Source organism: Aeromonas sp. ASNIH2 (genome assembly GCF_002934795.1).
GTDB classification, from domain to species: Bacteria; Pseudomonadota; Gammaproteobacteria; order Enterobacterales; family Aeromonadaceae; genus Aeromonas; species Aeromonas caviae.
The window spans coordinates 536,926-561,065 of the sequence record NZ_CP026406.1 but is presented as its reverse complement, the minus strand read 5'-3'; the positions used below and the strand labels follow the sequence as shown (position 1 = coordinate 561,065).

Below are 24,140 nucleotides of genomic sequence, written 5' to 3'. Positions count from 1 at the left end.
TATGGCGAGTATTCTGGACTCGGTCAACCAGCGAACCCAGCTAGTGGGACAAAACAGGCTGGAGCTGCTGTTGTTTCGTCTCAATGGACGTCAAAGATTTGGCATCAACGTATTCAAGGTACGCGAGGTGCTGCAGTGTCCCCCTCTGACCGTCATGCCCAAGCTCAACTCCTGCATTCGCGGCGTGGCACATATCCGTGGCCAGACCATCTCGGTGATCGATCTCAGCATGGCGATGGGCAAGCGCCCCATCCAGGACCTCTCCAAGTGCTTCATCATCATCTCCGAGTACAACCGCTCCATTCAGGGGTTCCTGGTCCACTCGGTCGAGCGCATCATCAACATGAACTGGGAGTCCATCCTGCCGCCACCCAAAGGGGCCGGTCGCATCAACTACATGACGGCGGTGACCGAGGTAGATGGTGAGCTGGTGGAGATCCTGGACGTGGAGCGCATTCTCAACGAGATCTCACCGGTCTCCACCGAGGTGTCCACCGAACTGGTGGAAGCAAGCGTGGAGCGCAATCCTCACGGGCGTCCCGTGCTGGTTGCAGACGACTCTTCGGTGGCGCGCAAGCAGGTTCAACGGGCACTGGAGGCAATCGGGGTGCAGTGCGTGCTGGCCAAGGATGGACGGGAAGCGCTCAACATGTTGCTGGAGATGTCCAAGAACGGTCCCATCAAGGATCAGATAGCCCTGGTCATTTCGGACATCGAGATGCCGGAGATGGACGGTTATACCTTCACCGCCGAGATCCGCAACAATCCCAACCTCAAGGATTTGCATGTTATCCTGCACACTTCCCTCAGTGGGGTGTTCAATCAGGCCATGGTGCAGAAAGTCGGAGCGAACAATTTCATTGCCAAATTCCAGCCGGATGAATTGGCCAAGGCCGTACAAGGCGCTCTCTAATCAAGAAGAACAACTGCATGAAGACACTTTCGGACGACTTATACAGGCAATTCAGCAATTTTCTGGCGCAACAGAGCGGCATAGTGCTGGGTGACAACAAACAGTATCTGGTCAAGAGCCGCCTGTCGCCCTTGATGACTCAGTTTGGTATCGAGAGTCTGTCTGATCTGGTCACCCGGGCGATGAGCGTGCGCGAGCGGGAGCTCAAGATGGCAGTGATCGATGCCATGACCACCAACGAGACTTTGTGGTTTCGCGATACCTATCCGTTCCAGTTATTGAGTGACAAGATTTTCCCGGAGCTTGGTAAGAGCGGTCGCACCATCAAGATATGGTCTGCCGCCTCTTCATCCGGGCAGGAACCCTACTCCATCGCCATGACGGCGCTGGAGCAGCAAGTTAAACGGCCGGGTAGCATGCCGGGCGGGGTGCAAATAGTAGGGACCGATATATCCAGCACCATGCTGAACCAGTGTAAGGAAGGGATCTACGATAGCCTTGCACTGGCTCGCGGGCTTTCCCCCGAGCGCAAGCGACTCTTTTTCGAACCCTATGGCGACAACAAGATGCGGGTGGTGGAGCGTGTCAGAAAATTGACCAGCTTCCGTCCCCTCAACCTGCTGGAGAGCTACAGCCTGCTCGGCAAGTTTGACATCATCTTCTGCCGCAACGTGCTCATCTACTTTGCGCCCGAAGTGAAATCCAAGATCCTCAACCAGTTCGCCAGCAGCCTCAATCCTGGCGGCTACCTGATGCTGGGGGCCTCCGAGTCTCTGGCCGGCCTCACCGACAAGTTCGAGATGATCCGCTGCAACCCCGGCATCGTCTACAAGGTCAAATAACCCCGCTCAATACCCTCTTGGCACACCTCTTGCTAAATATTCATGAAGCAGGAGGTGTGCTATGGCAATTTCATTCGACAAGGCATTCGGTGTTCATCAGTACACGCTGAGCGTGCGCGCCAAGCGTGCCGAGGTGTTGTCCAGCAACATCGCCAATGCGGACACGCCGGGCTTCAAGGCTCGTGACATCGACTTCTCACAGGCGTTGCAGGATGCCCAGGGCCAGCAAGGGTTCGGGCTCAGCACCACCAGCGAGAAGCACTTCGCCTTGCAGATGGATACCCCGGGCACGACCCAGTACCGCAATCCCCTGCAACCGGATACCGGTGACGGCAACACGGTGGACGTGCAGCAGGAGCGCAGCGAGTTCCTGCGCAACAGCCTCGAATACCAGGCCTCCCTTGAATTCATGAACAGCAAGATAAGCGGCCTGCTCAAGGCACTGAAAGGAGAGCAAGGATGAGTTTGTTCAAGGTCTTTGACATTGCAGGCTCTGCCATGAGCGCGCAGTCCGTTCGCCTCAACACGGTGGCGAGCAACATGGCCAACGCTGACAGCGTCAGCTCCAGCGTGGAAAAAACTTACCACGCCAGGCGGCCAGTCTTTGCCGCCCAGCTGGATCAGGCCATGTCCGACAAGCAGGCCTCGGTCGGGGTGGATGTGAAGGGCATCGTCGAGAGTGATGCGCCCCTGCTCAAGGAGTACAACCCGAATCACCCCATGGCGGACAAGGATGGCTTCATCTTCAAGCCCAACGTCAACATGGTGGAAGAGATGGCGGACATGATAGCGGCGTCGCGCAGCTACCAGACCAACGTCCAGGTGGCCGATGCGGCCAAGAAAATGTTGCAGCAGACCCTGGGTCTGGGCAAGTCCTGACAGAGGTGAACCCGGATGAGAGTGACCCGTGATCGCCTGCCAGGCGGCAACAATCGGCCCAGTGGGCACGCCCTAGAGGGGGGAGCATAAGTGGCAGATACCTATGACAGCCTGCTGGGCGTCAACCGGACGACGTCGGCCCAGACCAGTACGGTCAACACCAGTACCCAGAAAAAGGAGCTGGATCAGGAGTCCTTCCTGAAGCTGCTGACCATGCAGCTCTCCTATCAGGATCCGTTCAAACCGGTGGACAACGCCCAGATGCTTTCCCAGATGACCTCAATGTCGACGTCTCAGGGGATCAGCAGTCTCTCCTCCCAGATGGAGAGCCTCAACAGCCTGATGACCTCCAGCCAGGCGCTGCAGGCCTCCGCGCTGGTGGGACAGAACGTGCTGATCCCGTCCAACACGGGTTACGTGGAGAAGGGAGGCTCCCTCACGGGGGTCATCGCCACCGGCGACGGCGGCAGCAACATCAAGGTGACGGTGAAGGACGAGAGCGGCCAGGTCATCAGGGAGTTCGCCATCGAAGGGAGCCACAAGGGGAACGTGGCCTTCGAATGGGATGGCAAGGACAAGTCCGGCAACCAGGCCAAGAGCGGCAAGTATTCGATAGAGGCGCATGCCACCGTCGACGGCAAGTCGGAGAGCGTCCCCGCCCTGACTTACGCCAAGGTGGAGAGCGTCACCCTGGGAACGAGCACCAACCCCAGCACCCTCAAACTCAAGGGACTGGGTGGCATCTACCTGACCGATGTATTGGAAATTGGCGCGACGACCGGCAAAACCACCACCCAGTCGGCTTCGTCCTCTAACGCAGTGATCTAAGGAGAAAGACATGTCATTCAACAATGCCCTCAGCGGCATCAATGCGGCTCAAAAAGACCTGAACGTCACCGCGAACAACATTGCCAACGTCAATACCACCGGCTTCAAGGAGTCCCGTGCCGAGTTTGCCGACGTCTATGCCAACTCCATCTTCGTCAACGCCAAGACCCAGGTCGGCAACGGGGTGGCGACTGGCGCGGTGGCCCAGCAGTTCCACCAGGGCGCGCTGCAATTCACCAACAACGCGCTGGATCTCGCCATCCAGGGCAACGGCTTCTTCGTGACCTCGGACGGCCTGACCAACCTGGATCGCACCTACACCCGTGCGGGCGCCTTCAAGCTCAATGAGAGCAGCTACATGGTCAGCAACTCCGGCGGTTATCTGCAGGGGTACGAGATCAACTCTGATGGCACCCCCAAGGCGGTGAGCATCAATGCCACCAAGCCCATCCAGATCCCGGACAAGGCCGGTGAGCCGGTGCAGACCACGACGGTCGAGGCTGGCTTCAACCTGCCTTCCAGCACGAAAACGCTGATGGATGTCAATGCCTCCAAATTCGATCCCACGGACTCGACCACCTACTCCTCCTCCACCTCCGTGGTGGTCTATGACTCCCTGGGCGAGCCACACACCATCACCCAGTACTTCACCAAGGAAGCGGATCCGGCCGATCCTACCCAAGCGGCGGTGCCGACTGCCTGGCGCATGTACCTCTATGAAGGGGACAAGCCCATCGACATCGTAGGCGGTACGGCCACCACCATGGCGACCGGTTTGAGCCAGGCCCCCCTGAGCGCCCGCGTCACCTTCGATGCCTCCGGCAAGATGGTCACACCCACCACCCCGGCGGTCATCAAGACGGAACCCCTGGGGGCGACAGGGGCTGGTATCATCACCAATGGCGCCGATGGCACCCAGGAGATTGAGTTCAAGCTTGGTACCGTGACCCAGTACGCCTCCCCCTTTGAAGTGAGCAAGCTGACCCAGGACGGCTCCACTGTCGGCCGCCTGACCAAGGTGGAGATCGGGGCGGATGGCATAGTCTCCGCCACTTACAGCAACGCCACCACCGTCAAGGTGGCCATGGTGGCCATGGCGAAGTTTGCCAATGCCCAGGGGCTCACCCAGGTCGGCGACACCTCCTGGCGCCAGTCCCTGCTCTCTGGCGATGCCTTGCCCGGCACCCCGAACTCCGGCACGTTCGGCTCCATCAAGTCGTCGGCGCTGGAGCAGTCCAACGTGGACCTCACCACCGAGCTGGTCGATCTCATCACTGCCCAGCGCAACTTCCAGGCGAACTCCCGTTCCCTGGAAGTGAACAGCTCCCTGCAGCAGAACATACTGCAGATCCGCTAAGACGGCGGGTAGTTGGCAGGGGCGCTTCGGCGCCCCTTGTCATTTCCGTCCCGCCTCATTTCCTCCTTTCATTCCGTCTTCGTCATCTCTCTTGGCATTCAACTTGCAGTTGAGCTGTGAGAGTCATCTGTTTGACGGAGGATCCCATGGATCACCTGCTTTACATCGCCATGTCCGGGGCCAAGGAGAACATGAACAGCCTGGCTGTTCGTGGCAACAACCTTGCCAACGCCAACACCATTGGCTTCAAGTCTGACTTCGAGCAGGCGCGCAGCATGCAGGCGTTTGGCGAAGGGCTGCCCACGCGGGTGTTCGCCATGACCGAGCGGCCGGGCCAGAACCTGCAGCACGGCATGCTGATGACCACGGGTCGGGATCTTGACGTTGCCGTCGATGGGCCGGGCTGGATTGCGGTGCAGGATCCCAACGGTGCGGAAGCCTATACCCGCATGGGCAACCTGCAGCTCAATGCCACCGGCAATCTGCAGACCTCCACCGGTCTGAATGTGGTGGATGATGCCGGTCAGCCCATCGTGCTGCCCCTGCCCATGGAGAAGATCGAGATCAATCGCGACGGTACCATCAGCGGCCGTCCCGAGGGGGCCGCCGCCAACCTGCCGGAAGATTTCCAGCGTATCAAGCTGGTCAACCCGGCAGCAGATGCGGTGGAGAAAGGCCAGGACGGCCTGTTTCGCCGCAAGGATGGCCAGAATGAGGCCGCGTCTGCGGATGTGGGCCTGATCGCCGGCTCCCTTGAGGGGAGCAACGTCAACGTGGTCGACGAGATGACCAACCTTATTCGCTTGCAACGTCAGTTTGAAACTCAGGTCAAGATCATGAAGACCGCCGAGGAGAACGACGAGGCACAAACCCAGCTGCTGCGTATCAGCTAATCAAGGAGCACCCCATGAATCCTGCACTCTGGATCAGCAAGACCGGCCTCGATGCCCAGCAGACCAACATCTCGGTCACCTCGAACAACCTGGCGAACGCCAGCACCGTGGGCTACAAGAAGGCGCGGGCCATCTTCGAGGATCTGCTGTATCAGAACATCAACCAGCCTGGCGGTCGCTCCTCGGCGGACACCGAGCTCCCTTCCGGCCTGATGCTGGGGGCGGGGGCCAAGGTGGTCGCCACCCAGAAAAACCACAGTCAGGGCAACGTCCAGACCACGGACAACTCCCTTGACCTGATGATCAGCGGCCGCGGCTACTTCGAAATCCAGCTGCCCGATGGCAGCGCCGCCTATACCCGCAACGGCCAGTTCACCCTGAACGACGAGGGGACCATCGTCACCCCGGGCAACGGTTACCCGTTGCAACCGGAGATCCAGATCCCCGAGAACGCTCAGAGCGTCACCGTGGGGGAGGATGGCCAGGTCTCCGTCCAGCTCAAGGGGGATGGCCAGTCCCAGGTGGTGGGCCAGATCAACACCACGGACTTCGTCAACCCCACCGGCCTGCAGCCCATGGGAGAGAACCTCTTCCTCGAGACCCAGTCCAGCGGCGCCCCCATTCAGGGGACTGCCGGTGCGGACGGGCTGGGGGTGATCAAGCAGGGGATGCTGGAGACCTCCAACGTCAACGTGACCGAGGAGCTGGTGAATCTCATCCAAGCTCAGCGGGTCTACGAGATGAACTCCAAGGTCATCTCCGCCGTCGACTCCATGATGTCCTTCCTGACCCAGCGGACCTGATGAAAGGAGTGCCATGATGAAAGCCATATGGATGCTGGGACTGCTGACCCTGGCGGGTTGCACCAGTACCCCCAATACCGCCAAACCGGATGACCCGGATTTCGCCCCCGTCTACGGGGAGTCGGAGCCGGTGTCGGTGCGCCCGACCGGCGCCATCTTCCAGCCCGAGCAGGTCAACGGCATCTACTCGGACATCAAGGCGCACCGGGTGGGTGACATCATCACCATCCAGTTGGCGGAGTCGACCTCGGCGTCGAAAAAGGCCAACACCCAGAGCGGCAAGGACAACAAGCTGGCGCTCGACCCCGTCACCCTGGGTGGCGTGCCGGTCACGGCGGGGCCCTACGATCTGTCGGCCTCCATCGGCCAGAACAGTGCCTTCAAGGGGCAGGCCAAGGCGGATCAGAGCAACAGCCTGCAGGGCAACATTTCGGTCAGCGTGGTCAAGGTACTGCCAAACGGCAACCTGCTGGTGCGCGGCGAGAAGTGGATCATGCTCAACAATGGCAACGAATATATCCGTATCACCGGTCTGGTGCGCCCGGAGGACGTGAGCTCGGAAAACAGCGTCTCCTCCCAGCGGGTGGCCAATGCGCGTATCTATTACGGCGGTACCGGGGATCTGGCGAACACCCAGGAACAGGGCTGGCTCACCAGCTTCTTCAACGGCCCCTGGTGGCCCATTTAAGACTCAAGAGTCCGGGGCGTTCACGGGCCCCGGATCAGGAAGGTTTTGTTAGGAGATGTCATGAACCGATTCCGTCTGCTTGCCCTGCTGTGCTGCCTGCTGCCCTTCGGGCTGGCGCACGCATCCCGCATCAAGGACCTCGCCTCGGTGGAAGGGGTGCGCAGCAACCAGCTGATCGGTTACGGTCTGGTGGTGGGCCTGCCCGGCACGGGGGAGAAGAACAACGCCTTCACCGAGCAGACCTTCAGGACCATGCTCAACAACTTCGGCATCAAGGTGCCTGACAACATCAAGCCCAAGATCAAGGACGTGGCACCGGTGGCCATCCACGCGGATCTGCCCCCCTTCTCCAAGCCGGGCCAGACCATAGACGTCACCGTCTCCGCCATCGGCGAGGCGAAGAGCCTGCGTGGCGGCACCCTGCTCCAGACCTTCCTGAAAGGGCTGGATGGCCGCGTCTATGCGGTGGCCCAGGGCAGCCTGGTGGTCGGTGGCCTCGGGGCCGAAGGGGCGGACGGCTCCAAGGTGGTGGTGAACACGCCCACAGTGGGGCGCATCGCCAACGGGGCGACCGTGGAGCGGGAGGTTCCCAACTCCTTCAGCCAGGGCGACACCATCACCTTCAACCTGAACCGGCCGGACTTCACCACCGCCCGCCGTCTGGCGGACGTGGTCAACGATCTGGTGGGTCCGAACACCGCCCAGGCGATGGACGCTACCTCCATCAAGGTATTCGCGCCGCGGGATCCGGCCCAGCGGGTCTCCTACCTCTCCACCATCGAGAACCTGGAAGTGGACCCGGCGAGCGAGTCCGCCAAGATCATCGTGAATTCGCGCACCGGGACCATCGTCATCGGCAGCGAGGTCAAGCTGCGCCCGGCGGCCATCAGCCACGGTGGGCTGACGGTCACCATCGCCGAGAACCAGCAGGTCTCCCAACCCAATCCGCTCGCTGGCGGGCAGACGGCGGTCACCAACAACTCCACCATCAACGTGCAGCAGGATCCCGGTCGGATGTTCAAGCTCGATACCGGCGCGACCCTGGACGACCTGGTGCGGGCGGTGAACCAGGTGGGGGTCGCCCCCGGGGATCTGATGGCGATCCTGGAGGCGCTGCAGCAGGCGGGCGCGATCCAGGGCCAACTGGTCATTCTGTAATTTCGTGAGCGGCAAGCGGTTGCCACGGGCGGCAAAGAGGTAGGTTATGGCAGAGTTCGACACCCAGAGCGGTATCAATATTGGCATGGTGCAGGACGTCCAGAACCTGGACAAACTGCGCCAGATGAGCCTGAGCAAGGAGGGGAAGCAAGGGGCCCTGATGGCGGCCGCCCGCCAGTTCGAATCCATCTTCACCCAGACCCTGTTCAAGGGGATGCGCCAGGCCAACTCGGTGCTCACCGAGGGCAACCCGATGAACAGCAGCTACACCCAGTTCTATGAAGGGATGCTGGACGAGCAGCGGGTTGCCGACATGTCGAGCAAGGGGGGGCTGGGCATCGCCGAGATGGTGGCCAGGCAGCTCTCACCCGAGCAGACCTTCACCCATCAGGATGGCCGGGTACTCAAGTTGCCCCAGCGTACCGAGCGGGTCTACAAGCCCTATCAACCCCCCAGTGCCTCCAACGATCTGATTGCTGCCTCCAAAGTTGGCAAAGATTTTGCTGATAACGAAATGAAGGGTGAGCTGAATGGGGCCGAGCGTACGCTGGCCATGCCAAGACGCCCCCACCGCACCGTGCCGCCCATGGGCAGCAGCCAGAGGCCTTCGGCCCTGGATGGCAGCGCCAAGGTGTTTGACAGCCCGGAAGAGTTCGTCGACAGGCTGATGCCGCTGGCCAAGAAGGCGGCGGACAAGCTGGGGTTGAGCCCGGCGGTGCTGGTGGCCCAGGCCGCCCTTGAGAGTGGCTGGGGCAAGCGGGTGATCAAGGATGCAGACGGAAACGTGACGCACAACCTGTTCGGCATCAAGGCCGATCCGCGTTGGGAAGGCCCCAAGGCGGTGGTGAGCACCCTGGAATACGAGCAAGGGGTGGCCTCGCGCCAGAAGGCGGCGTTTCGCTCCTACGAGTCGTTCGAAGAGAGCTTCAACGACTACGTGGATTTCCTGACCTCTGGGAGTCGCTACAAGGGGGCGCTGGCCAAGGTGGACAGCCCGGATCGTTACTTCGAGGCGTTGCAGCAGGCCGGTTATGCCACCGATCCCCAGTACGCCAGGAAACTTAAACAAGTGTTGCGCAGTGATGCCATCGCCGGTTACTCGACGCCCGGCAACATTGCAGACAGGAACACAGAGATGGAGCTGTAAGCTATGGCAAGCGATCTGCTTGGAATTGGGACCTCGGGTGTGTTGGCCCAGCAGCGACTGCTGCAGACCACCAGCAACAACATAGTGAACGTCAATAGCCAGGGCTATGTACGTGAACGCACCCTGATCTATACCAATTCCGTCGGATTGGGGACGGGCGACATGGTGAGCGAGCGCATCATCAACGCCTATGCCCAGGCCGAGGTGCGCCGGGATACGTCCGCCTATCAGGCGGCCAACACCCGCTACGATCAACTGTTCCGGCTCGACAGCCTGCTCGGTGATGCCAGCAACAGCGTGGGGACCACCATCACCTCCTACTTCAAGGCTTTCCACACCGCCAACGAGTCACCGTCCGAGATCGGGGGGCGCAAGACGACCCTGAGTGAACTGAGCGGCATGGTGGACAGATTCCATACCCTCTCCGCCCAGCTCGACAAGCAGTCCGATACCATCAACGCCACCATAGGGGACGAGACGGACAGGGTGAACAGCCTGCTGAACAGCATCAACGATCTGAACCAGGCCATCGTCCGCACCCAGGGCTCCCCTGAAGAGAACCTGATGCTGTTCGATCAGCGGGATGAGGCCATTCGCCAGCTCTCCGAGAAGATGGAGATCCGCACCGTGACCCAGCCCAATGGCAGCATGCTGGTCAACATGAGCACAGGACACTCCCTGGTGCTCGATGGCGGCGTGGCCCAGTTCAAGGTGGTGCCGGGGGACCCGGATTCCCGTGAGCCTTCCCTGCAGCTGACCCTGGGCAAGAACCAGGCCAGCATCAACGACAAGGATATTGGCGGTGCCATCGGTGGCCTCTTCACCGCGCGCCGGGATCTGGAGCCCGCCAAGCGGGAGCTGGGGCAGCTGGCCGTCGCCCTGGGGGATGCCATGAACCAGCAGAACCGGCTGGGGATGGATCTCGACAACGAGCTTGGGGGGATCTCTTCACCCTCAAGGGAAGCCAGGGGCTGCCCTACGCCAGCAACCAGGGTAACGGGGTAGCCAGCGTCAGCTTCGTCCCCGGCAAGGGGAGCGAGGTCACCACCTTCGACTACGAGGTGCGGTTCAACAGCGCCACCGGTTACGAGGTATTCGCCATCGACGGCAGCGGGCAGCGTACCTCGCTCGCCACGGGGACCACGCCGCCAGCCACCTTCGAGGTGGCGGGGCACGGCATCGAAATCGATCTCTCCGGCACTCCGGTCGCAGGTGACAAGATCTTGTTGCAACCCACCCGGAATGCGGCTGCCAACCTGGAGCAGGCGATCACCCGTCCCGAGGATATCGCGCTGGCATCCCCCCTGAAGGCGGACAAGGGATCCCAGAACCTGGGCTCGGGCGAGATAACGCTGGGCGGTGTCTACAACACCGGCACGGGCTCGGGTTTTGGCACCAACACTCTGGACCCGAGTGCCCCCCAGGTCATCAAGATCGACGGCAGCGGCAACTATGAGGTCTATGACAAGAACAACAACCTGCTCGGTGTGGCCCCCGCCTCCAGCAAGGGAAAGAACCTGATGGCCGCCCTCGAGAGCCCCCTGGGGGGGCCCAAGGTCTACGCCGATCCGACCCAGAGCCCGGGCTATGAGTTCAGCATCACCGGCAAGGTGGAGGCCAGCGACAGCTTCACGCTCAGCTACAACAAGGACGGCTTTGCGGACAACGCCAACGGCCTGGCGCTGGCGGAGCTGCAGAACAAGGAGGTGGTGCGCAAGAACAACAACGCCGCCACCAGCAACGACAAGATGACCTTCAACGATGCCTACTCGGGTCTGGTGAGCGGCATTGGCAACAAGACCAGCCAGGCCAAGACCCTGCTGCAGGCCAACGAGGCGAAGCTGACCCAGAGTACCGCCATCTTCGAGAGTGTCTCCGGCGTCAATCTGGAGGAGGAGGCGGCCAACCTCATCCGCTTCCAGCAGTCCTATGCGGCCTCGGCCCAGATAGTGAACACCGCCAAGACCATCTTCGACACCCTGCTCTCCTCCGTGAGGTAAGTCATGCGCATCACCACCAACATGATCTATGACCGCAACCTTGCCTCCATGAGCAAGGTGAGCGAGCGCCAGAACACCGCCTACAACCAGTTGATGACGGGGGATAAATTCTCCCGCTCCGGGGAGGACCCGGCCGGCATGAGCCAGAAGATGGCGCTGACCAAGGAGATCGATCTCTTCAAGCAGTACGGCGTCAACGGCAGCCTGCTGGAGAACAGCCTGGGCCACGAGGAGACGGTGCTCACCTCCCTCAACAACGCCATGCTGAGTGCCCAGACCCTGATCCAGAAGGCGAACAACTCCGCCATGGGCTCCGAGGAGCGCAACGCCATCGCGAGCGAACTGGAGGGGCTGCAAAAGCAGATGTTCGACCTGATGAACAGCAAGAACTCCCAGGGGGAGTACATCTTCGGCGGCAATCAGAGCAAGACCCAGCCCTTCGTCAAGGATGCCAGCGGCAACTATGTGTTTCAGGGGGACACGGGGCAGCGCAACATCCAGGTCTCTCCCACGGTGCAGATCCCGGCCAACGACTCCGGTTTCGATCTGTTCGAGATGGTGGCGACCCGGCGCACCGCCAGCGCTGCCAGTGGCAACATCCAGGTGTCGGTGGCGGATCAGGGGAACTTCGAGAGTTTCTATCGCAACAACTATGATGCTTCCCTGCCGAGCAACCAGTATGCGGTCAGCACCCTGGCCGGGCCGCCGGACACCTACGAGATCCGTGACAGCGGTGGCACCCTGCTGCAAAGCGGCGACTATGTGGCGGGCAACAAGATCCCCTTCAACGGCCTGGCGCTCACCCTCGACCTCCCTGCGGGATCGGCGACCCAGAACTTCGTGCTGGATACCCCGAAAAACGACAACATCCTCAATGGCATGTCCGATTTCATCTCCGCCATGCGCGATCCGACCCTGTCCGAGAGCGATTTCCAGCTGGAGGTGGCCGATGCGACGACCCATATGAATAACGCCAGAACCAAGATAGACCGGGGACTGGGGGAGCTGGGGGGAAGGATGAACAGCCTGGAGCAGGTGATGAGCTCCAACGATGGACTCAGCACCCTGAACCAGCAGGCGCGGGCCAAGGTGTCCGAGGCGGACATGTACGAGGTGATCGCGGCCCTCTCCAAGGAGGATGCTGCCATGAGCGCCTCCCAGCTCGCCTTCAGCAAGATAAGCAAGCTGACCCTCTTCGACTATATCCGCTGACGTTCATCCGTTGACCGCAGGCTCCCCCGTGCCACGCACGGGAGAGCCTCGTTTCATGAAGGGCCCGCCGTCCGGCCAATTTGTAACAACCCGTTGCCAGGGGCCCGTTTGCCTTGACTCGACCTGCGCCTGGGCAGATGATGCCGCCCGCACGGTAGCGCCGTGCAATCAATGTTCGCAGCATCTCGTTAGGCGAGGCTCCTGCATAAACACAGGCCACTGATCTCACGACGTCCAGAGACGCCCAAGATCAGGACAGTTTTCATCGGATTAAGGTGTCAACCCAAGTGGCTTCCGGCATGCCGGATACGTTATGCAGTGCTAAAGCTGGTACGTGGGGATGAAAACACGCCGGACGGCGTCATTTCCTGCCTGTTACTCGTCAATCAAATTGCTGTTTTCTTGCCGTTGCATCCGGCCAGGTGCCGGAGGCGTTCAGGTTCGCCTGAAATCACATGAGGACATCTGTGATGAAGAAAACACACACCCTGCTCAATCGTCATCAACTGCTCGACCCGGTTGCCCTGCGCAACTGGCTGGCGCACAACCTGGATCCGGTGGCCCGTGCCGATCAGCTTCTGACCCTGCGCCCGGAAGAGCTCAACTGCATCTTCGATACCCTCTCCATGCCGGAAGGGGCGTCCTTGCTCGCCTCCCTCCCGGCGGAGTGTGCCGGCCATCTGCTGCTCAGGCTGCATGGCAGCATCGTGGGGATACTGCAGGGCACCCTGGCCCGTCGGGACCTGCTGGCCATCCTGCGCAGGCTCGACGAGCACGATCGCAAGACCCTGCTCGCCCGGCTGCCGGACCCCACCCGCAAAGCCTTCCAGTCCCTGCTGGCTTGGCCGAACGAGTCGGTGGGGGCCAACATGCGCCACGAATACTTGGCAGTGGAGGCCGATGCAACAGTTGAAAGCGCCAAGCAGCTGATCCACGGCGCCTGGGATCAGGCCAGGCTGTTCGGTCATCTCTATGTGGTTGACGGCGAGCAGCGCCTGCTTGGCAGCGTCTCCCTCAAGTCGTTGCTGATCGCCGATCCCCTGTTGCCGGTAGGGGAGCTGATGGAGGGGGAGGCGGTGCGCATCAACGCCCGGGCGGATCAGGAGCTGGCGGCCCGCCTGCTCATCGACCGCGACCTCTCGCTCCTGCCGGTGGAAGATCAGGGGCGTCTGGTGGGGGTCTTCCACGTGGACGATGCCGCCGACATCCTGGAGCTGGAGTCCACCGAGGATGCGGAGCTGCAAGGGGGCTCCTCGCCGCTGGATACCCCCTATCTGCAGGCCACCCCCTGGCAGTTGTGGCGCAAGCGGGTGGGCTGGTTGCTGATCCTGTTCGTGGCGGAAGCCTACACAGGCACCGTGCTGCGAGCCTTTGAAGAGCAGCTGGAGGCGGCCATCGCCCTGGCCTTCTTCATCCCGCTCCTCATCGGCACCGGTGGCAACAGCGGTACCCAGATCACCACCACCATAGTGCGCGCCATGGCGGTGGGGGAGGTGAGCCTGAAAAACCTCGGCACCGTGCTGAAGAAGGAGATCTCCACCGGTCTGCTCATCTCGGCCGCCATCGCGCTGGCGGCCTGGGTGCGGGCCTGGAGCCTGGGAGTGGGGCCCGAGATCGGCATGGTGGTGACCCTGACCATTGTCGCCATCGTGCTCTGGAGCGCCACCGTCGCCTCGGTGATCCCCATGGTGCTGCGTCGCTTTCGCATCGACCCGGCGGTGGTCTCCGCCCCCTTCATCGCCACCCTTGTGGACGGTACCGGCCTCATCATCTACTTCGAGATAGCCAAGCTGATCCTGCCGGATCTGCAGTAGGAAAGGACAAGAGACAAAAAAGGCAGCCATCGGCTGCCTTTTTGCACAGAGGGGCGGATCACCCGAGCTGGAACAGCAAGGGCCAGCCCTGCTCGTGGCAGTAGCGGTGCTCCTTTTCCAGGTTCTGCATCAGCAACTTGTTCTCGTCGCACCAGTCGAGCGGCAGGGTGACCACCAGCTGATCCCCGGCGGCCTGCACGTTCCACTCGGGCAGCAGGTTGTCCTGACGCCTGTGGTGGGCCGCCACCGCGAGGCGCAGGATGCGGATGCAGCGCAGCACCGTCTGCTCGTCGTGGTTGGGCAGGGCCGGCAGCTCGGAGAGCTTGAGCCCCTTGCGATGAAAGCGCACCAGGGCCGCCAGCAGGGCCTGATCGTCCTGGTTGAAGCCGGGCAGGTCGGTGTTTTGCAAGATGTAGGCGGAGTGTTTGTGGATGCCGCTGTAGTTGATGGCAAGGCCGATTTCGTGCAGCCGCGCCGCCCAGCCGAGGATAGCGCGATAGGGCTCTTCCGGCATCTCCCAGGGGCCGCTCAGGGCGTCGAACAGGGAGAGGACGCTGCGCTCTACCCGGGTGGCCTGGCGCTTGTCGATGCGATAGTGGGTGCTGAGGGCAAGCGCGGTACGTTCGCGAATGTCGTGATGCTGCAGGCGCTCCTCGAACTCGTAGAGCAGCCCTTCGCGCAGGGCGCCGTCGGAGTACTCCATCCGCTCGATGGGCAGGGACGTGAAGAGCCCGAGCAGGATGGCCACCGCGGCGGCGAACACCCCCTGACGCTCCTCGGTGAGGCCCGCCAGTTTGAGCTGATCGACCCGCTTGTGCTTGAGCATCTCTTCCTTCAGCCGCTCCAGTCCCGCCAGGGTGATGGCACCATCGGTCCACTCTTCCCCCTGCAACACGTCGCGCACGGTGCGGATGGAGCCCGAGCTGCCGAGGCAGCTCTGCCAGCCCAGCTTGCGGTACTGGTTGATGATGGGGGCGAGCTGGTGCTGGGCTTCCAGCACGGCGGCGTTGAAGGCCTTCTCGCCGAGCTTGCCGTTGCCAAAGAAGCTCTGGGTGAAGCTCACGCAGCCCATCTTGCGGCTGGTGAGCGCCTTGTGCTCAAACCCTTCGCCGATGATGAGCTCGGTGCTGCCGCCGCCGATGTCCACCACCAGCACCTGGCCCTCGATGTGCTGGGTATGAGCGACCCCCTGATAGATGAGGCGGGCCTCTTCCTGGCCGCTGATGATCTCGATGGGGTGGTTGAGCACCTTGGCCGCCTCGCGCACGAAGTCGCGGGCGTTGCTGGCGCGGCGCAATGTATAGGTGCCGGCGATGCGGATCTGATCCGGCTTGATGTTGGTGAGCCGCTCGGCGAACAGGGCGAGGCAGTCCAGCCCGCGCGCCATGGCCTCCTGGGACATGCGGCGCTGCTCATCCATCCCTTCGGCGAGGCGCACTCGCTCCTTGATGCGATCGATGATCTGCATCCGCCCCTCGGTGAGGCGGGCAATGACCATGTGGAAGCTGTTCGAGCCCAGATCGACAGCGGCGTACAGACTATTGTCCATGGTTTGACTCTATGCGTTTGAGGTAGTCGTAAATCGCCACCTGGGAACGGACCTTGCGGCGGTTGCCCCGCTTCACGTACTCGTTCTTCTGGTCGGCATCGATCACCCGCGCCTTGCAGGTATCACTCAGTTGTAGCTCGAGAATTTCGAGGATGCGCTGCTTGAGCCGCTCGTCATAGATGGGGGTGCCCACCTCGATGCGACCGTCGATGTTGCGGCTCATCCAGTCGGCACTGGAGATATAGAGCTGGGGATTGCCCTTGTTGTGGAACACCATCACCCGGGGATGTTCGAGGAAACGGTCGATGATGCTGATGACCCGGATGTTGTCGCTCAGACCCGGCACCCCCGGGCGCAGGGCGCACATGCCCCGGATGATCATCTGGATGGGCACCCCGGCCTGGCCGGCGGCATAGAGCCGGTTGATGAGGTCTCTGTCCACCAGGTTGTTGATCTTGAGGGTGATACCGCTGGGTTGCCCCGCCTTGGCGTTGGCCAGCTCGTTATCGATGAGGCGATAAAGCTGGCGGCGGCTGTTGATGGGGGAGACCAGCAGGTGGTTGAACTTGTAGCGCCGGTACGGGTACTCGATGTACTCGAACACGCTCTCCACCTCGGCGGTGATGTCCGGATGGCGGGTCAGCAGGGAGAAGTCGGTGTAGATCTTGGCGGTCTTCTCGTTGAAGTTGCCGGTCCCGATATGGGCGTAGCGCACCGCCTCGCCGTTCTCGTGGCGGGTGATGAGGCAGAGCTTGGAGTGGATCTTGAGGCTGGGCACCCCGAACACCACCTTGACGCCTGCGTCGGTCAGGATGTTGGCCCAGTCGATGTTGGCTGCCTCGTCGAAGCGGGCGCGCAGCTCCACCACCACGGTCACCTTCTTGCCGTTGTTGGCGGCGTCGATGAGGGAGTGGATGATCCGCGACTTCTTGGCCACCCGGTAGATGTTGATGCGAATGGCGCTGACCGCCGGGTCGAAGGCCGCCTGGCGCACCAGCTCGGTGAAGTGGTGGAACTTGTGGTACGGGTAGTAGAGCAGGATGTCCTGCTTGGCGATGGCGTCGAAGGCGTTGACGAAGCCGTCAAAGTCGCGGCAATCGAGGGCCGGCAGCTTGGGGTTTTCCAGATAATCCCGGCCCACATTGGGGAAGCCGATGAAATCCTTGAAGTTGTGATAGCGCCCACCGGGCATGATGGCGTCGTAGGAGCTGATCTGCAGCTTGAGCTTCAAGAAGCTTATCATGGCCGCCGGCATCTCCCGCTCGTAGACGAAGCGTACCGGCATGGCGGTGAGGCGCTGTTTCAAGCCGTCACTCATCTTGTCCACCAGGCTGAGGTCCAGCTGGTCGGAGAGGTCATATTCGGCATCCCGGGTCAGCTTGACCGCGTAGGCGGCAATCTCGTCGTAGTCGAAGAAGCCCTTGAAGATCTCGTCCAGACAGAAGCGGATAACGTTGTCCAGGATGATGATCTGCTTCTTGCGACGGGTGCCCTCCGGCGGTAGCTGGAAGAAGCGGGGCAGATCGTCGGTGGGCACTTCCACCAGGGCGTACTGGATCACCTGGCCGTTCTTCTTCATCTCGATGGCGAGATAGGTGTGCTCGTCTTTCAGGAACTTGACCGGGTTGACCTCCTTGTTGAGGAGGATGGGGATGATGTGGCGCAGCACCTTTTCCCGGAAGAAGATCCGCAGCCACTGCTGGATGGACTCGGAGAGCTGGCTTTCGTTCACCAGGAAGATGTTGTGGCGGGCCAGGGCGATCAGCAGCTCCTTGTAGGTGTTGTCGAACGCCTCGCCGAGCGCCATCACCTTCTGCTGGATGGCGCGCAGCAGCACCTTGGCCTCGTCGTCGCCGCCGTGGACTTCGTTGATGAGGATGCGGCGCTTGACGTCCGACACCCGTACCTTGAAGAACTCGTCCTGATTGGAGGAGAAAATCCCGAGGAAGCGGACCCGCTCGATAAGGGGTACCGTCTTGTCCATCGCCTCTTGCAACACCCGTTCATTGAATGAGAGCCAGCTAAGCTCTTTCTCTTCATACTGCTTGTCGGTGCTCATCTGGTGCCTCTTTGCTCTGGTTGCGTCTGCGCGGAAGTTATGGCGTCAAACCATGACAAATTTATGACAGGCGACACTATTCGCTCAGATCCTGATCGATGTCGACGACGAGGTCGTCGGAGAGGGACTCCAGGGCTGTGATGAGATCGTCCAGTTCGAGCTGCGGCGGCAGGGCCACCAGAGCGTGGGCATAGAAGAGGGGGGCGCCTGAGTGGGGCGCAGGTTCGCAACCTGTGGTGAGGTCGGCGACGTTGATGTTGAGTTGGCGCAGGATGCTGGCCACTTCATGGACGATGCCCGGTCTGTCGTTGCCGGTGACGCTCAGCATCACCTGATGGGCCGGTTGCGGGCTCAGCTGCCCTTCGGCGAAGCTCACGGTGAGGCCAGGCAGCATCACCAGAGCCTCGCACAGGCTGCGGTAATGCTCGTCAGGCACGGCGACGTGCAAAATGCCGGCAAATTGCCCCGCCAGCTCGCTCATGGAGCTGGCCAGCCAGTTGCCCTGCTGCCGGGTGATGGTATCGGCCAGGCTCTCGACGATCCCGGGTTTGTCTGCGCCGATCACGGTGACGACCAATTGCTTTTGCATCCTGCTCTCCTTGAATGGGGCTGCGTGGGGTCCGTTGACACCTGGCGGCGACGGGGTGCGCGCCAGAACGTCCATGGGCTCTAGCATTGTGCCTGCTGTGACAGGCCATATGAAGCCCGCCTTGCGCAAATTCAGTGAAAAAACGCGAATGCCGGGACGGGCTTGATTTCTGCGCTGCCTGAGTCGCTTTCCCCGTGGTAGAGTGTGCCCCTTCCTCTGGTGTGAACTGAATTTGTCTTGTAAACGGGATGTGCGTGTATGAATAGCCTTGTCGTATCGGGAGCCGTGTTGCTGGGGTTGCTCCTGCTGGTGATCGTCTGGCGCAGGGAGAAAGGGGGCAAGGCCGAGCCCTATGATCTGCAGGAAACCTTGATGAGCCCAGCCGAGCGCACCTTCTTCGGGGTGCTGGATCAGGCGGTGGGGGACAAGGCCCGTGTCTTTGCCAAGGTACGAGCCTCCTATGTACTGACGCCCGAGGCGCACCTTGGCAAAGGCAAGCGCCAGCAGGCGCTCGGCAAGATAGGGGAGAAGCACTTCGATTTTCTGCTCTGCCACCCGGCGGATCTCTCTTTCCTGTGTGCCGTGGAGCTGGATGACGAGGGGCATCGCCACCAGAAGCGCAAGGCGCGGGATCTCTTCCTGAAGGCGGTCTGCGATGGCGCCGGTCTGCCGCTGTTGCAGATCCCGGCCAGCAGCCACTACCAGGTCGACGAGTTGCGGGAGCAACTGCTGCCCCTGCTGGCGAGAACGACGGCGCCGGTGGATGACCTGCTGCCCGGCGAGCGCCGCGAACCGACCTTCAGCCCGCTGCTGCTCGATGGTGTCGATCTGGGCACGTCACACCCGGGGGCTGCCAGGGAGCCCCAGGTGCCGCCCCCCCAGGCCGAAGAGGCAATGCCCGTGTTGATGGGGGAGAATCCCTTCCTCGATCCGGATGAGGAGGAGCCCCGGGAGACGATCCCTCATTGCCCCCGCTGTGCCGCGCCCCTGGTGGCACGGGAAGCACGAAAGGGTCCCCATGCCGGTCGCCTGTTCCTCGCCTGCAGCCGGTTTCCCGAGTGCCGCTATGCCGCTCCCCAGGAGAGCGTGAAACACTGATCCCTCCTCTGACGCCGCACCCTGTCGGCGTCATTCTTTCCCCTTCGCTGGTTTTCATCCGATACTCAATCTGGCTGGAAGCGTGATCCCCGTCCCGCCAGGGTCCGGGAGGATGCGACAAGTTTTGACAATCCGCCAGAATTTTGGCACTTTGTCCCCCTTATGACACAGTGCGAAATTGGTTTTAATAAGCACTTAAAAAAAACAATAACTTGGCGTCAGGTGTGAAAATATGGATAGGATGGCTATGGGTGTGCTGCTTGTTGATGCCGATGATGTGCGGCGCCAGCAACTGGGGACTGTGCTCTCCTTCATGGGGATCCCCTGGCAGGAGGTGGTGGAGAGCGATCTCGATGTGGCCATCGAGACTGCCGGGCCCTTGCAGGGGATTCTGGCCGGGGAACTGCGCGAGCGCGCCCTGAGTGAGCTGCTTGCCGCCCATCCTCGTCTGCCCTTTCTCTCCCTGATGCCAGCGAGCCATGGTTGCAGCAACTTCATCGGGGTGGCCGAGGCCCCCTTTACCTATGAGTCCCTCACCCGTCATCTGCACTTCTGCCAGGCCTTCATCTCCCTGCATCCCCGTCATCAGACCCACGACAAGGGCCAGACCCTGCTGCGCCTGCTGGTGGGCAAGGGGAGGGGCATCCAGGAGGTGCGCCGTCTCATCGGCCAGGTGGCCGAGACCGACGCCAACGTACTGATCCTCGGTGAGTCCGGGACTGGCAAGGAGGTGGTGGCTCGCGCCATCCACGAGCTGTCCGCCCGAAGCGCGGGCCCCTTCGTGCCCATCAACTGCGGCGCCATTCCGGCGGAGCTGCTCGAGAGCGAGCTGTTCGGTCACGAGAAGGGGGCCTTCACCGGTGCCATTGCCGCCCGGCGCGGCCGCTTCGAACTGGCCCAGGGGGGCACCCTCTTCCTCGACGAAATCGGCGACATGCCGCTGCCGATGCAGGTCAAGTTGCTGCGGGTGCTGCAGGAGCGCCAGTTCGACCGGGTCGGGGGCGGCAAGGCCGTCCAGGCAGATGTGAGGGTGATCGCGGCGACCCACCGGGATCTGGAAGCCATGATCCGCACCCAGGTATTTCGCGAAGATCTCTACTACCGCCTCAATGTGTTCCCCATCGAGACGCCCCCCCTGCGGGATCGGGCCGACGACATCCCGCTGCTGCTGCAGGAGCTGCTCAATCGCCATGCCGAACAGCACAAGGGGATCATCCGTCTGACCCAGCGCGCCATGGAGTCCCTGATGCAGTACGCCTGGCCCGGCAACGTGCGCGAGCTGTCCAACCTCATCGAGCGCCTGCTCATCCTCTATCCGAACCAGATCGTCGATGTGGCGGATCTGCCCGGCCGCTATCGCCTGCTGCCTTGCGAGCCACGAGATGAACGGCTCACCGAGATGGACGAGCGGGACGCCCTGGCTGCCGTGTTCCAGTCCCCACCAGAGCTGGATCCCGGCATCGCCATGCCCCTGCCCATGCAGTTGCCCCAGGAAGGGGTCAACCTCAAGGAGATGCTGGCCGACCTCGAGGTGGAGCTGATCCGCCAGGCCCTGGAGTCCCAGGACGGGGTGGTGGCCCGCGCCGCCGACCTGCTCAGCATGCGCCGCACCACCCTGGTGGAGAAGATGAAGAAGTACGGCATGAGCAAGGACAATTGAGGTCAATGCTTTGACGCATTGATCCAATGCATTGATAAATAACGCCTATTTTGCTGGCATGGAAATTGAATAAGCTGACTCAATCGCCAGTTTGAGGTCAGCTTTATGACAATCTTGCAGCAGGATGCCCCCCTCCAGTCACATGAAGTGAGTCAGCTTTACGCCATCTTCACGGCGCTGCCGACCGGCGTCCTGCTGCTCGATGGCGAGGGGCTGATCACCCGCGCAAACCCTGCCGCCCTGGCGCTGCTGGGGGAACCACTGGAGGGCCTTTCCTGGCGCCAGATCATTGCCCGCTGTTTCGAACCCCGTGAGGATGACGGTCACGAGATCTCCTTGCGCGACGGCCGTCGGGTCCAGCTGTCGACCCAGCCGCTGCCGGATCAGCCCGGCCAACTGGTGTTCATTACCGACTTGACCGAGACCCGCCAGTTGCAGGATAGGGTCAACCACATGAAGCGCCTCTCCGCCCTTGGCAACATGGCGGCTTCCCTGGCGCACCAGATCCGTACCCCGCTCTCCGCGGCCATGCTCTATGCGGCCAACCTGGCCAACCGCACCCTCAAGCCTGAATCCCGCAGCCAGTTCCAGCAAAAATTGATGGCGCGCCTGCAGGATCTCGAGAAGCAGATCAACGACATCCTGCTGTTTGCCCGCAATGGCGACAACCAGGTGGTGGCACCCCTCTCGGTGCAGGGCCTGCTGGCGGAAGTGCAGGCGGGGGCCGAAGCCTTCTGCCAGCAGCAGGGGTGCGCCTTGCATCTGGAGGCCCCTGAGCCCGATCTCTGTCTGCTTGCCAACAGCAGTGCCTTGGCGGGGGCCATCAACAACCTCATCGCCAATGCCCGGCAGGCCGGCGCCGATTCGCTCCTGGTGAGCGCTGTGCGCAGCGGCAACCGGGTGGAGATGCGGGTCATCGACAACGGCAAGGGGATGGCCCCCTCCCTGCTCAACCAGATCTTCGAACCCTTCTTTACCACCCGATCTCAGGGCACGGGCCTCGGTCTTGCGGTGGTGCAGTCGGTAGTACGAGCCCATCAGGGGGAGGTAAGCGTGGCCTCGGTCCCTGGCGAGGGCACCTGTTTTACCCTGTCCTTCCCCCTGCATCAGCAACAGGTTCAGTTGGGGGGCGTGGCATGAGCCACGCAAAAGCCGGAGCGCCGGTGAAGATGATTCTCGACAAGGCCATGTTGGTTGTAGGAGGTGTGGCATGACCCAGGCTCGCATTCTGGTGGTGGAAGATGACAACGGCCTGCGCGAGGCGCTGGTGGATACCCTGCTGCTCGGTGGCTATGAGTGCCGCGAGGTGGACAGCGGCGAGCGGGCCCTGCTTGCTCTGTCCCGTCAGCGCTTTGACATGGTGATCTCCGACATCCAGATGGGGGGCATGGATGGTCTGACCCTGCTCGCCAACATCCGCCAGCAATATCCCCAGGTGCCTGTGCTCCTGATGACTGCCTACGCCAACATTGACGGGGCGGTGCGCGCCATGCGCGAGGGGGCGATCGACTATCTGGCCAAGCCCTTCTCCCCCGAGGTGCTGCTCAACCAGGTCAGCCGTTATGTGCCGGCCCAGAAGGTGGAGAAGCGTGCCGTGGTGTACGGGGACCCCAGGACTGCGGAGCTGTTCCAGCTGGCGACCCGGGTGGCCAGAAGCGAAGCCACCGTCATGGTGACCGGACCGAGCGGGACGGGCAAGGAGGTGCTGGCTCGCTACATTCACGACCACTCCAGCCGGGCAGAGCAGGCCTTCGTCGCCATCAACTGCGCCGCCATTCCGGAGAACATGCTGGAGGCGACCCTGTTTGGCTACGAGAAGGGCGCCTTCACCGGTGCGGTGCAGGGGTGCCCTGGCAAGTTCGAGCAGGCTCAGGGAGGAACCCTGCTGCTCGACGAGATCACCGAGATGGATCTGGGGTTGCAGGCCAAGCTGCTGCGGGTCTTGCAGGAGAAAGAGGTGGAGCGGCTCGGCAGCCGCAAGATGATCCCCCTCGATGTGCGGGTCATTGCCACCAGCAACCGGGATCTGAAAAAAGCGGTGCAGGACGGGCTGTTCCGCGAAGATCTCTACTACCGCCTCAACGTCTTCCCCCTGCGCTGGACGGCGCTCTGGGAACGCCCGGGTGACATTCTTCCCCTGGCGGAGCATCTGCTGGCGCTGCATGCCAGCCAGATGGGGCTGCCGACGCCGCAGCTCGCAGAGGACGCCCGAGAGCGTCTGATGGCTCACCCCTGGCCCGGCAACGTGCGCGAGCTCGACAACGTGGTGCAGCGCGCCCTGATCCTCTGTCCAGACGGCCTCATCGACTGTGAGCACCTGATCCTGGAGGAGACGGACGAGACCCTGGTGCGCCCGCTCGAGCGGCTGTCAGGGGAGGGGCTCGGCGGCGAACTCAAGCAGCAGGAGCACCAGATCATTCTGGACACCCTGCAGGAGTGCAACGGCAGTCGCAAAGCGGTGGCCGACAAGCTCGGCATCAGCCCGCGCACCCTGCGTTACAAGCTGGCCCAGATGCGTGACGCCGGCATCGAGCTGCCCGCCTAGGCCTGACAGGCGCATGGCCTTGCCGGTCCGGCTCGATTATCATGGGCTCTGACGATCGGAATCCGGCTCCCCGCACAGTGCGTGGGGAGCCCAGCTAGGAGACCCC

Annotated in this window: 20 protein-coding genes, 1 pseudogene and 1 riboswitch; of the genes and pseudogenes, 18 read left to right on the top strand and 3 right to left on the bottom strand. The window is 62.0% G+C overall.

Annotated elements, in window-relative coordinates; all coding sequences use genetic code 11:
* Position 1 precedes the first annotated feature (1 nt).
* The 14 genes and pseudogenes from C3F36_RS02560 (at position 2) to mgtE (ending at position 14,534) form a co-directional block, all read left to right on the top strand.
* A complete protein-coding gene (locus C3F36_RS02560) occupies positions 2-913 on the top strand; it encodes a chemotaxis protein CheV (protein ID WP_010675296.1) in 912 nt (303 codons plus the stop codon).
* A 17-nt stretch (positions 914-930) separates the two neighbouring features.
* Positions 931-1,755, top strand: a complete 825-nt coding sequence (locus tag C3F36_RS02555) for a CheR family methyltransferase (RefSeq protein ID WP_052815061.1) — start codon at positions 931-933, stop codon at positions 1,753-1,755.
* A 61-nt stretch (positions 1,756-1,816) separates the two neighbouring features.
* Positions 1,817-2,218 (top strand): flagellar basal body rod protein FlgB, encoded by a 402-nt coding sequence (flgB, locus tag C3F36_RS02550; protein WP_010675294.1) that lies wholly within the window; start codon positions 1,817-1,819, stop codon positions 2,216-2,218.
* Entirely contained in the window at positions 2,215-2,634 is a 420-nt protein-coding gene (gene flgC / locus C3F36_RS02545) for a flagellar basal body rod protein FlgC (RefSeq protein ID WP_005329775.1), read from the top strand. The genes flgB and flgC overlap by 4 nt, the downstream gene beginning before the upstream one ends.
* A gap of 90 nt (positions 2,635-2,724) precedes the next feature.
* Entirely contained in the window at positions 2,725-3,462 is a 738-nt protein-coding gene (locus C3F36_RS02540) for a flagellar hook assembly protein FlgD (protein ID WP_104454393.1), read from the top strand.
* A 10-nt stretch (positions 3,463-3,472) separates the two neighbouring features.
* The gene (flgE, locus tag C3F36_RS02535; protein ID WP_039040233.1) at positions 3,473-4,819 is read left to right on the top strand and encodes a flagellar hook protein FlgE; all 1,347 of its coding nucleotides are present in this window, start codon (positions 3,473-3,475) and stop codon (positions 4,817-4,819) included.
* Positions 4,820-4,965: 146 nt separating this feature from the next.
* Positions 4,966-5,712 (top strand): flagellar basal-body rod protein FlgF, encoded by a 747-nt coding sequence (gene flgF / locus C3F36_RS02530; protein ID WP_010675291.1) that lies wholly within the window; start codon positions 4,966-4,968, stop codon positions 5,710-5,712.
* A 14-nt stretch (positions 5,713-5,726) separates the two neighbouring features.
* On the top strand, positions 5,727-6,515 hold the full coding sequence (gene flgG / locus C3F36_RS02525; protein WP_010675290.1) for a flagellar basal-body rod protein FlgG: 789 nt from the start codon (positions 5,727-5,729) through the stop codon (positions 6,513-6,515).
* Between the two features lie 16 nt (positions 6,516-6,531).
* Positions 6,532-7,203 (top strand): flagellar basal body L-ring protein FlgH, encoded by a 672-nt coding sequence (flgH, locus tag C3F36_RS02520; protein ID WP_010675289.1) that lies wholly within the window; start codon positions 6,532-6,534, stop codon positions 7,201-7,203.
* A 60-nt stretch (positions 7,204-7,263) separates the two neighbouring features.
* Positions 7,264-8,361 (top strand): flagellar basal body P-ring protein FlgI, encoded by a 1,098-nt coding sequence (locus C3F36_RS02515; protein WP_010675288.1) that lies wholly within the window; start codon positions 7,264-7,266, stop codon positions 8,359-8,361.
* A 46-nt stretch (positions 8,362-8,407) separates the two neighbouring features.
* A complete protein-coding gene (gene flgJ, locus C3F36_RS02510; protein ID WP_069652528.1) occupies positions 8,408-9,508 on the top strand; it encodes a flagellar assembly peptidoglycan hydrolase FlgJ in 1,101 nt (366 codons plus the stop codon).
* Positions 9,509-9,511: 3 nt separating this feature from the next.
* Positions 9,512-11,508 (top strand): annotated as a pseudogene (gene flgK, locus C3F36_RS02505) (flagellar hook-associated protein FlgK).
* Positions 11,509-11,511: 3 nt separating this feature from the next.
* Entirely contained in the window at positions 11,512-12,720 is a 1,209-nt protein-coding gene (gene flgL, locus C3F36_RS02500) for a flagellar hook-associated protein FlgL (RefSeq protein WP_104454392.1), read from the top strand.
* Between the two features lie 177 nt (positions 12,721-12,897).
* Positions 12,898-13,067, top strand: a riboswitch (M-box (ykoK) riboswitch).
* Positions 13,068-13,190: 123 nt separating this feature from the next.
* Positions 13,191-14,534: a magnesium transporter gene (gene mgtE / locus C3F36_RS02495; protein ID WP_103260422.1), complete on the top strand. Its 1,344-nt coding sequence runs from the start codon at positions 13,191-13,193 to the stop codon at positions 14,532-14,534.
* Between the two features lie 58 nt (positions 14,535-14,592).
* Here the strand turns inward: mgtE and ppx are convergent, their stop codons facing one another.
* From ppx to C3F36_RS02480, 3 genes are all read right to left on the bottom strand, one after another.
* Complete coding sequence (gene ppx, locus C3F36_RS02490) at positions 14,593-16,083, bottom strand: exopolyphosphatase (RefSeq protein ID WP_039040239.1); 1,491 nt, start codon at positions 16,081-16,083, stop codon at positions 14,593-14,595.
* Positions 16,073-18,142 (bottom strand): polyphosphate kinase 1, encoded by a 2,070-nt coding sequence (gene ppk1 / locus C3F36_RS02485; protein WP_104454391.1) that lies wholly within the window; start codon positions 18,140-18,142, stop codon positions 16,073-16,075. The genes ppx and ppk1 overlap by 11 nt, the downstream gene beginning before the upstream one ends.
* A 76-nt stretch (positions 18,143-18,218) precedes the next feature.
* Positions 18,219-18,731, bottom strand: coding sequence for a glycine cleavage system protein R (locus C3F36_RS02480; RefSeq protein ID WP_104454390.1), 513 nt, complete (start codon positions 18,729-18,731; stop codon positions 18,219-18,221).
* A gap of 258 nt (positions 18,732-18,989) precedes the next feature.
* On the opposite strand from C3F36_RS02480, the gene C3F36_RS02475 reads away from it, so the two are divergent.
* The 4 genes from C3F36_RS02475 to C3F36_RS02460 all read left to right on the top strand — a co-directional run bounded on the left by C3F36_RS02475 (position 18,990) and on the right by C3F36_RS02460 (position 24,034).
* A complete protein-coding gene (locus tag C3F36_RS02475; protein WP_104454389.1) occupies positions 18,990-19,829 on the top strand; it encodes a DUF2726 domain-containing protein in 840 nt (279 codons plus the stop codon).
* 241 nt (positions 19,830-20,070) lie between these two features.
* A complete protein-coding gene (locus tag C3F36_RS02470; protein WP_104454388.1) occupies positions 20,071-21,489 on the top strand; it encodes a sigma-54 dependent transcriptional regulator in 1,419 nt (472 codons plus the stop codon).
* A gap of 105 nt (positions 21,490-21,594) precedes the next feature.
* Positions 21,595-22,629: a sensor histidine kinase gene (locus tag C3F36_RS02465; protein ID WP_010675278.1), complete on the top strand. Its 1,035-nt coding sequence runs from the start codon at positions 21,595-21,597 to the stop codon at positions 22,627-22,629.
* A 70-nt stretch (positions 22,630-22,699) separates the two neighbouring features.
* On the top strand, positions 22,700-24,034 hold the full coding sequence (locus C3F36_RS02460; protein ID WP_010675277.1) for a sigma-54-dependent transcriptional regulator: 1,335 nt from the start codon (positions 22,700-22,702) through the stop codon (positions 24,032-24,034).
* Positions 24,035-24,140: the final 106 nt, after the last annotated feature.

What these genes read in the sequence shown, in the direction of transcription:
- flgG (WP_010675290.1), top strand. Translation starts at nt 5,727, where the DNA reads ATGAATCCTGCACTCTGGATCAGCAAGACCGGCCTCGATGCCCAGCAG.
- C3F36_RS02515 (WP_010675288.1), top strand. Translation starts at nt 7,264, where the DNA reads ATGAACCGATTCCGTCTGCTTGCCCTGCTGTGCTGCCTGCTGCCCTTC.
- flgJ (WP_069652528.1), top strand. Translation starts at nt 8,408, where the DNA reads ATGGCAGAGTTCGACACCCAGAGCGGTATCAATATTGGCATGGTGCAG.
- C3F36_RS02475 (WP_104454389.1), top strand. Translation starts at nt 18,990, where the DNA reads ATGAATAGCCTTGTCGTATCGGGAGCCGTGTTGCTGGGGTTGCTCCTG.
- C3F36_RS02465 (WP_010675278.1), top strand. Translation starts at nt 21,595, where the DNA reads ATGACAATCTTGCAGCAGGATGCCCCCCTCCAGTCACATGAAGTGAGT.
- C3F36_RS02480 (WP_104454390.1), bottom strand. Translation starts at nt 18,731, where the DNA reads ATGCAAAAGCAATTGGTCGTCACCGTGATCGGCGCAGACAAACCCGGG.
- ppx (WP_039040239.1), bottom strand. Translation starts at nt 16,083, where the DNA reads ATGGACAATAGTCTGTACGCCGCTGTCGATCTGGGCTCGAACAGCTTC.
- flgF (WP_010675291.1), top strand. Translation starts at nt 4,966, where the DNA reads ATGGATCACCTGCTTTACATCGCCATGTCCGGGGCCAAGGAGAACATG.
- mgtE (WP_103260422.1), top strand. Translation starts at nt 13,191, where the DNA reads ATGAAGAAAACACACACCCTGCTCAATCGTCATCAACTGCTCGACCCG.
- flgE (WP_039040233.1), top strand. Translation starts at nt 3,473, where the DNA reads ATGTCATTCAACAATGCCCTCAGCGGCATCAATGCGGCTCAAAAAGAC.
- ppk1 (WP_104454391.1), bottom strand. Translation starts at nt 18,142, where the DNA reads ATGAGCACCGACAAGCAGTATGAAGAGAAAGAGCTTAGCTGGCTCTCA.
- C3F36_RS02470 (WP_104454388.1), top strand. Translation starts at nt 20,071, where the DNA reads ATGGCTATGGGTGTGCTGCTTGTTGATGCCGATGATGTGCGGCGCCAG.
- C3F36_RS02560 (WP_010675296.1), top strand. Translation starts at nt 2, where the DNA reads ATGGCGAGTATTCTGGACTCGGTCAACCAGCGAACCCAGCTAGTGGGA.
- flgB (WP_010675294.1), top strand. Translation starts at nt 1,817, where the DNA reads ATGGCAATTTCATTCGACAAGGCATTCGGTGTTCATCAGTACACGCTG.
- flgL (WP_104454392.1), top strand. Translation starts at nt 11,512, where the DNA reads ATGCGCATCACCACCAACATGATCTATGACCGCAACCTTGCCTCCATG.
- flgC (WP_005329775.1), top strand. Translation starts at nt 2,215, where the DNA reads ATGAGTTTGTTCAAGGTCTTTGACATTGCAGGCTCTGCCATGAGCGCG.
- C3F36_RS02460 (WP_010675277.1), top strand. Translation starts at nt 22,700, where the DNA reads ATGACCCAGGCTCGCATTCTGGTGGTGGAAGATGACAACGGCCTGCGC.
- C3F36_RS02555 (WP_052815061.1), top strand. Translation starts at nt 931, where the DNA reads ATGAAGACACTTTCGGACGACTTATACAGGCAATTCAGCAATTTTCTG.
- flgH (WP_010675289.1), top strand. Translation starts at nt 6,532, where the DNA reads ATGAAAGCCATATGGATGCTGGGACTGCTGACCCTGGCGGGTTGCACC.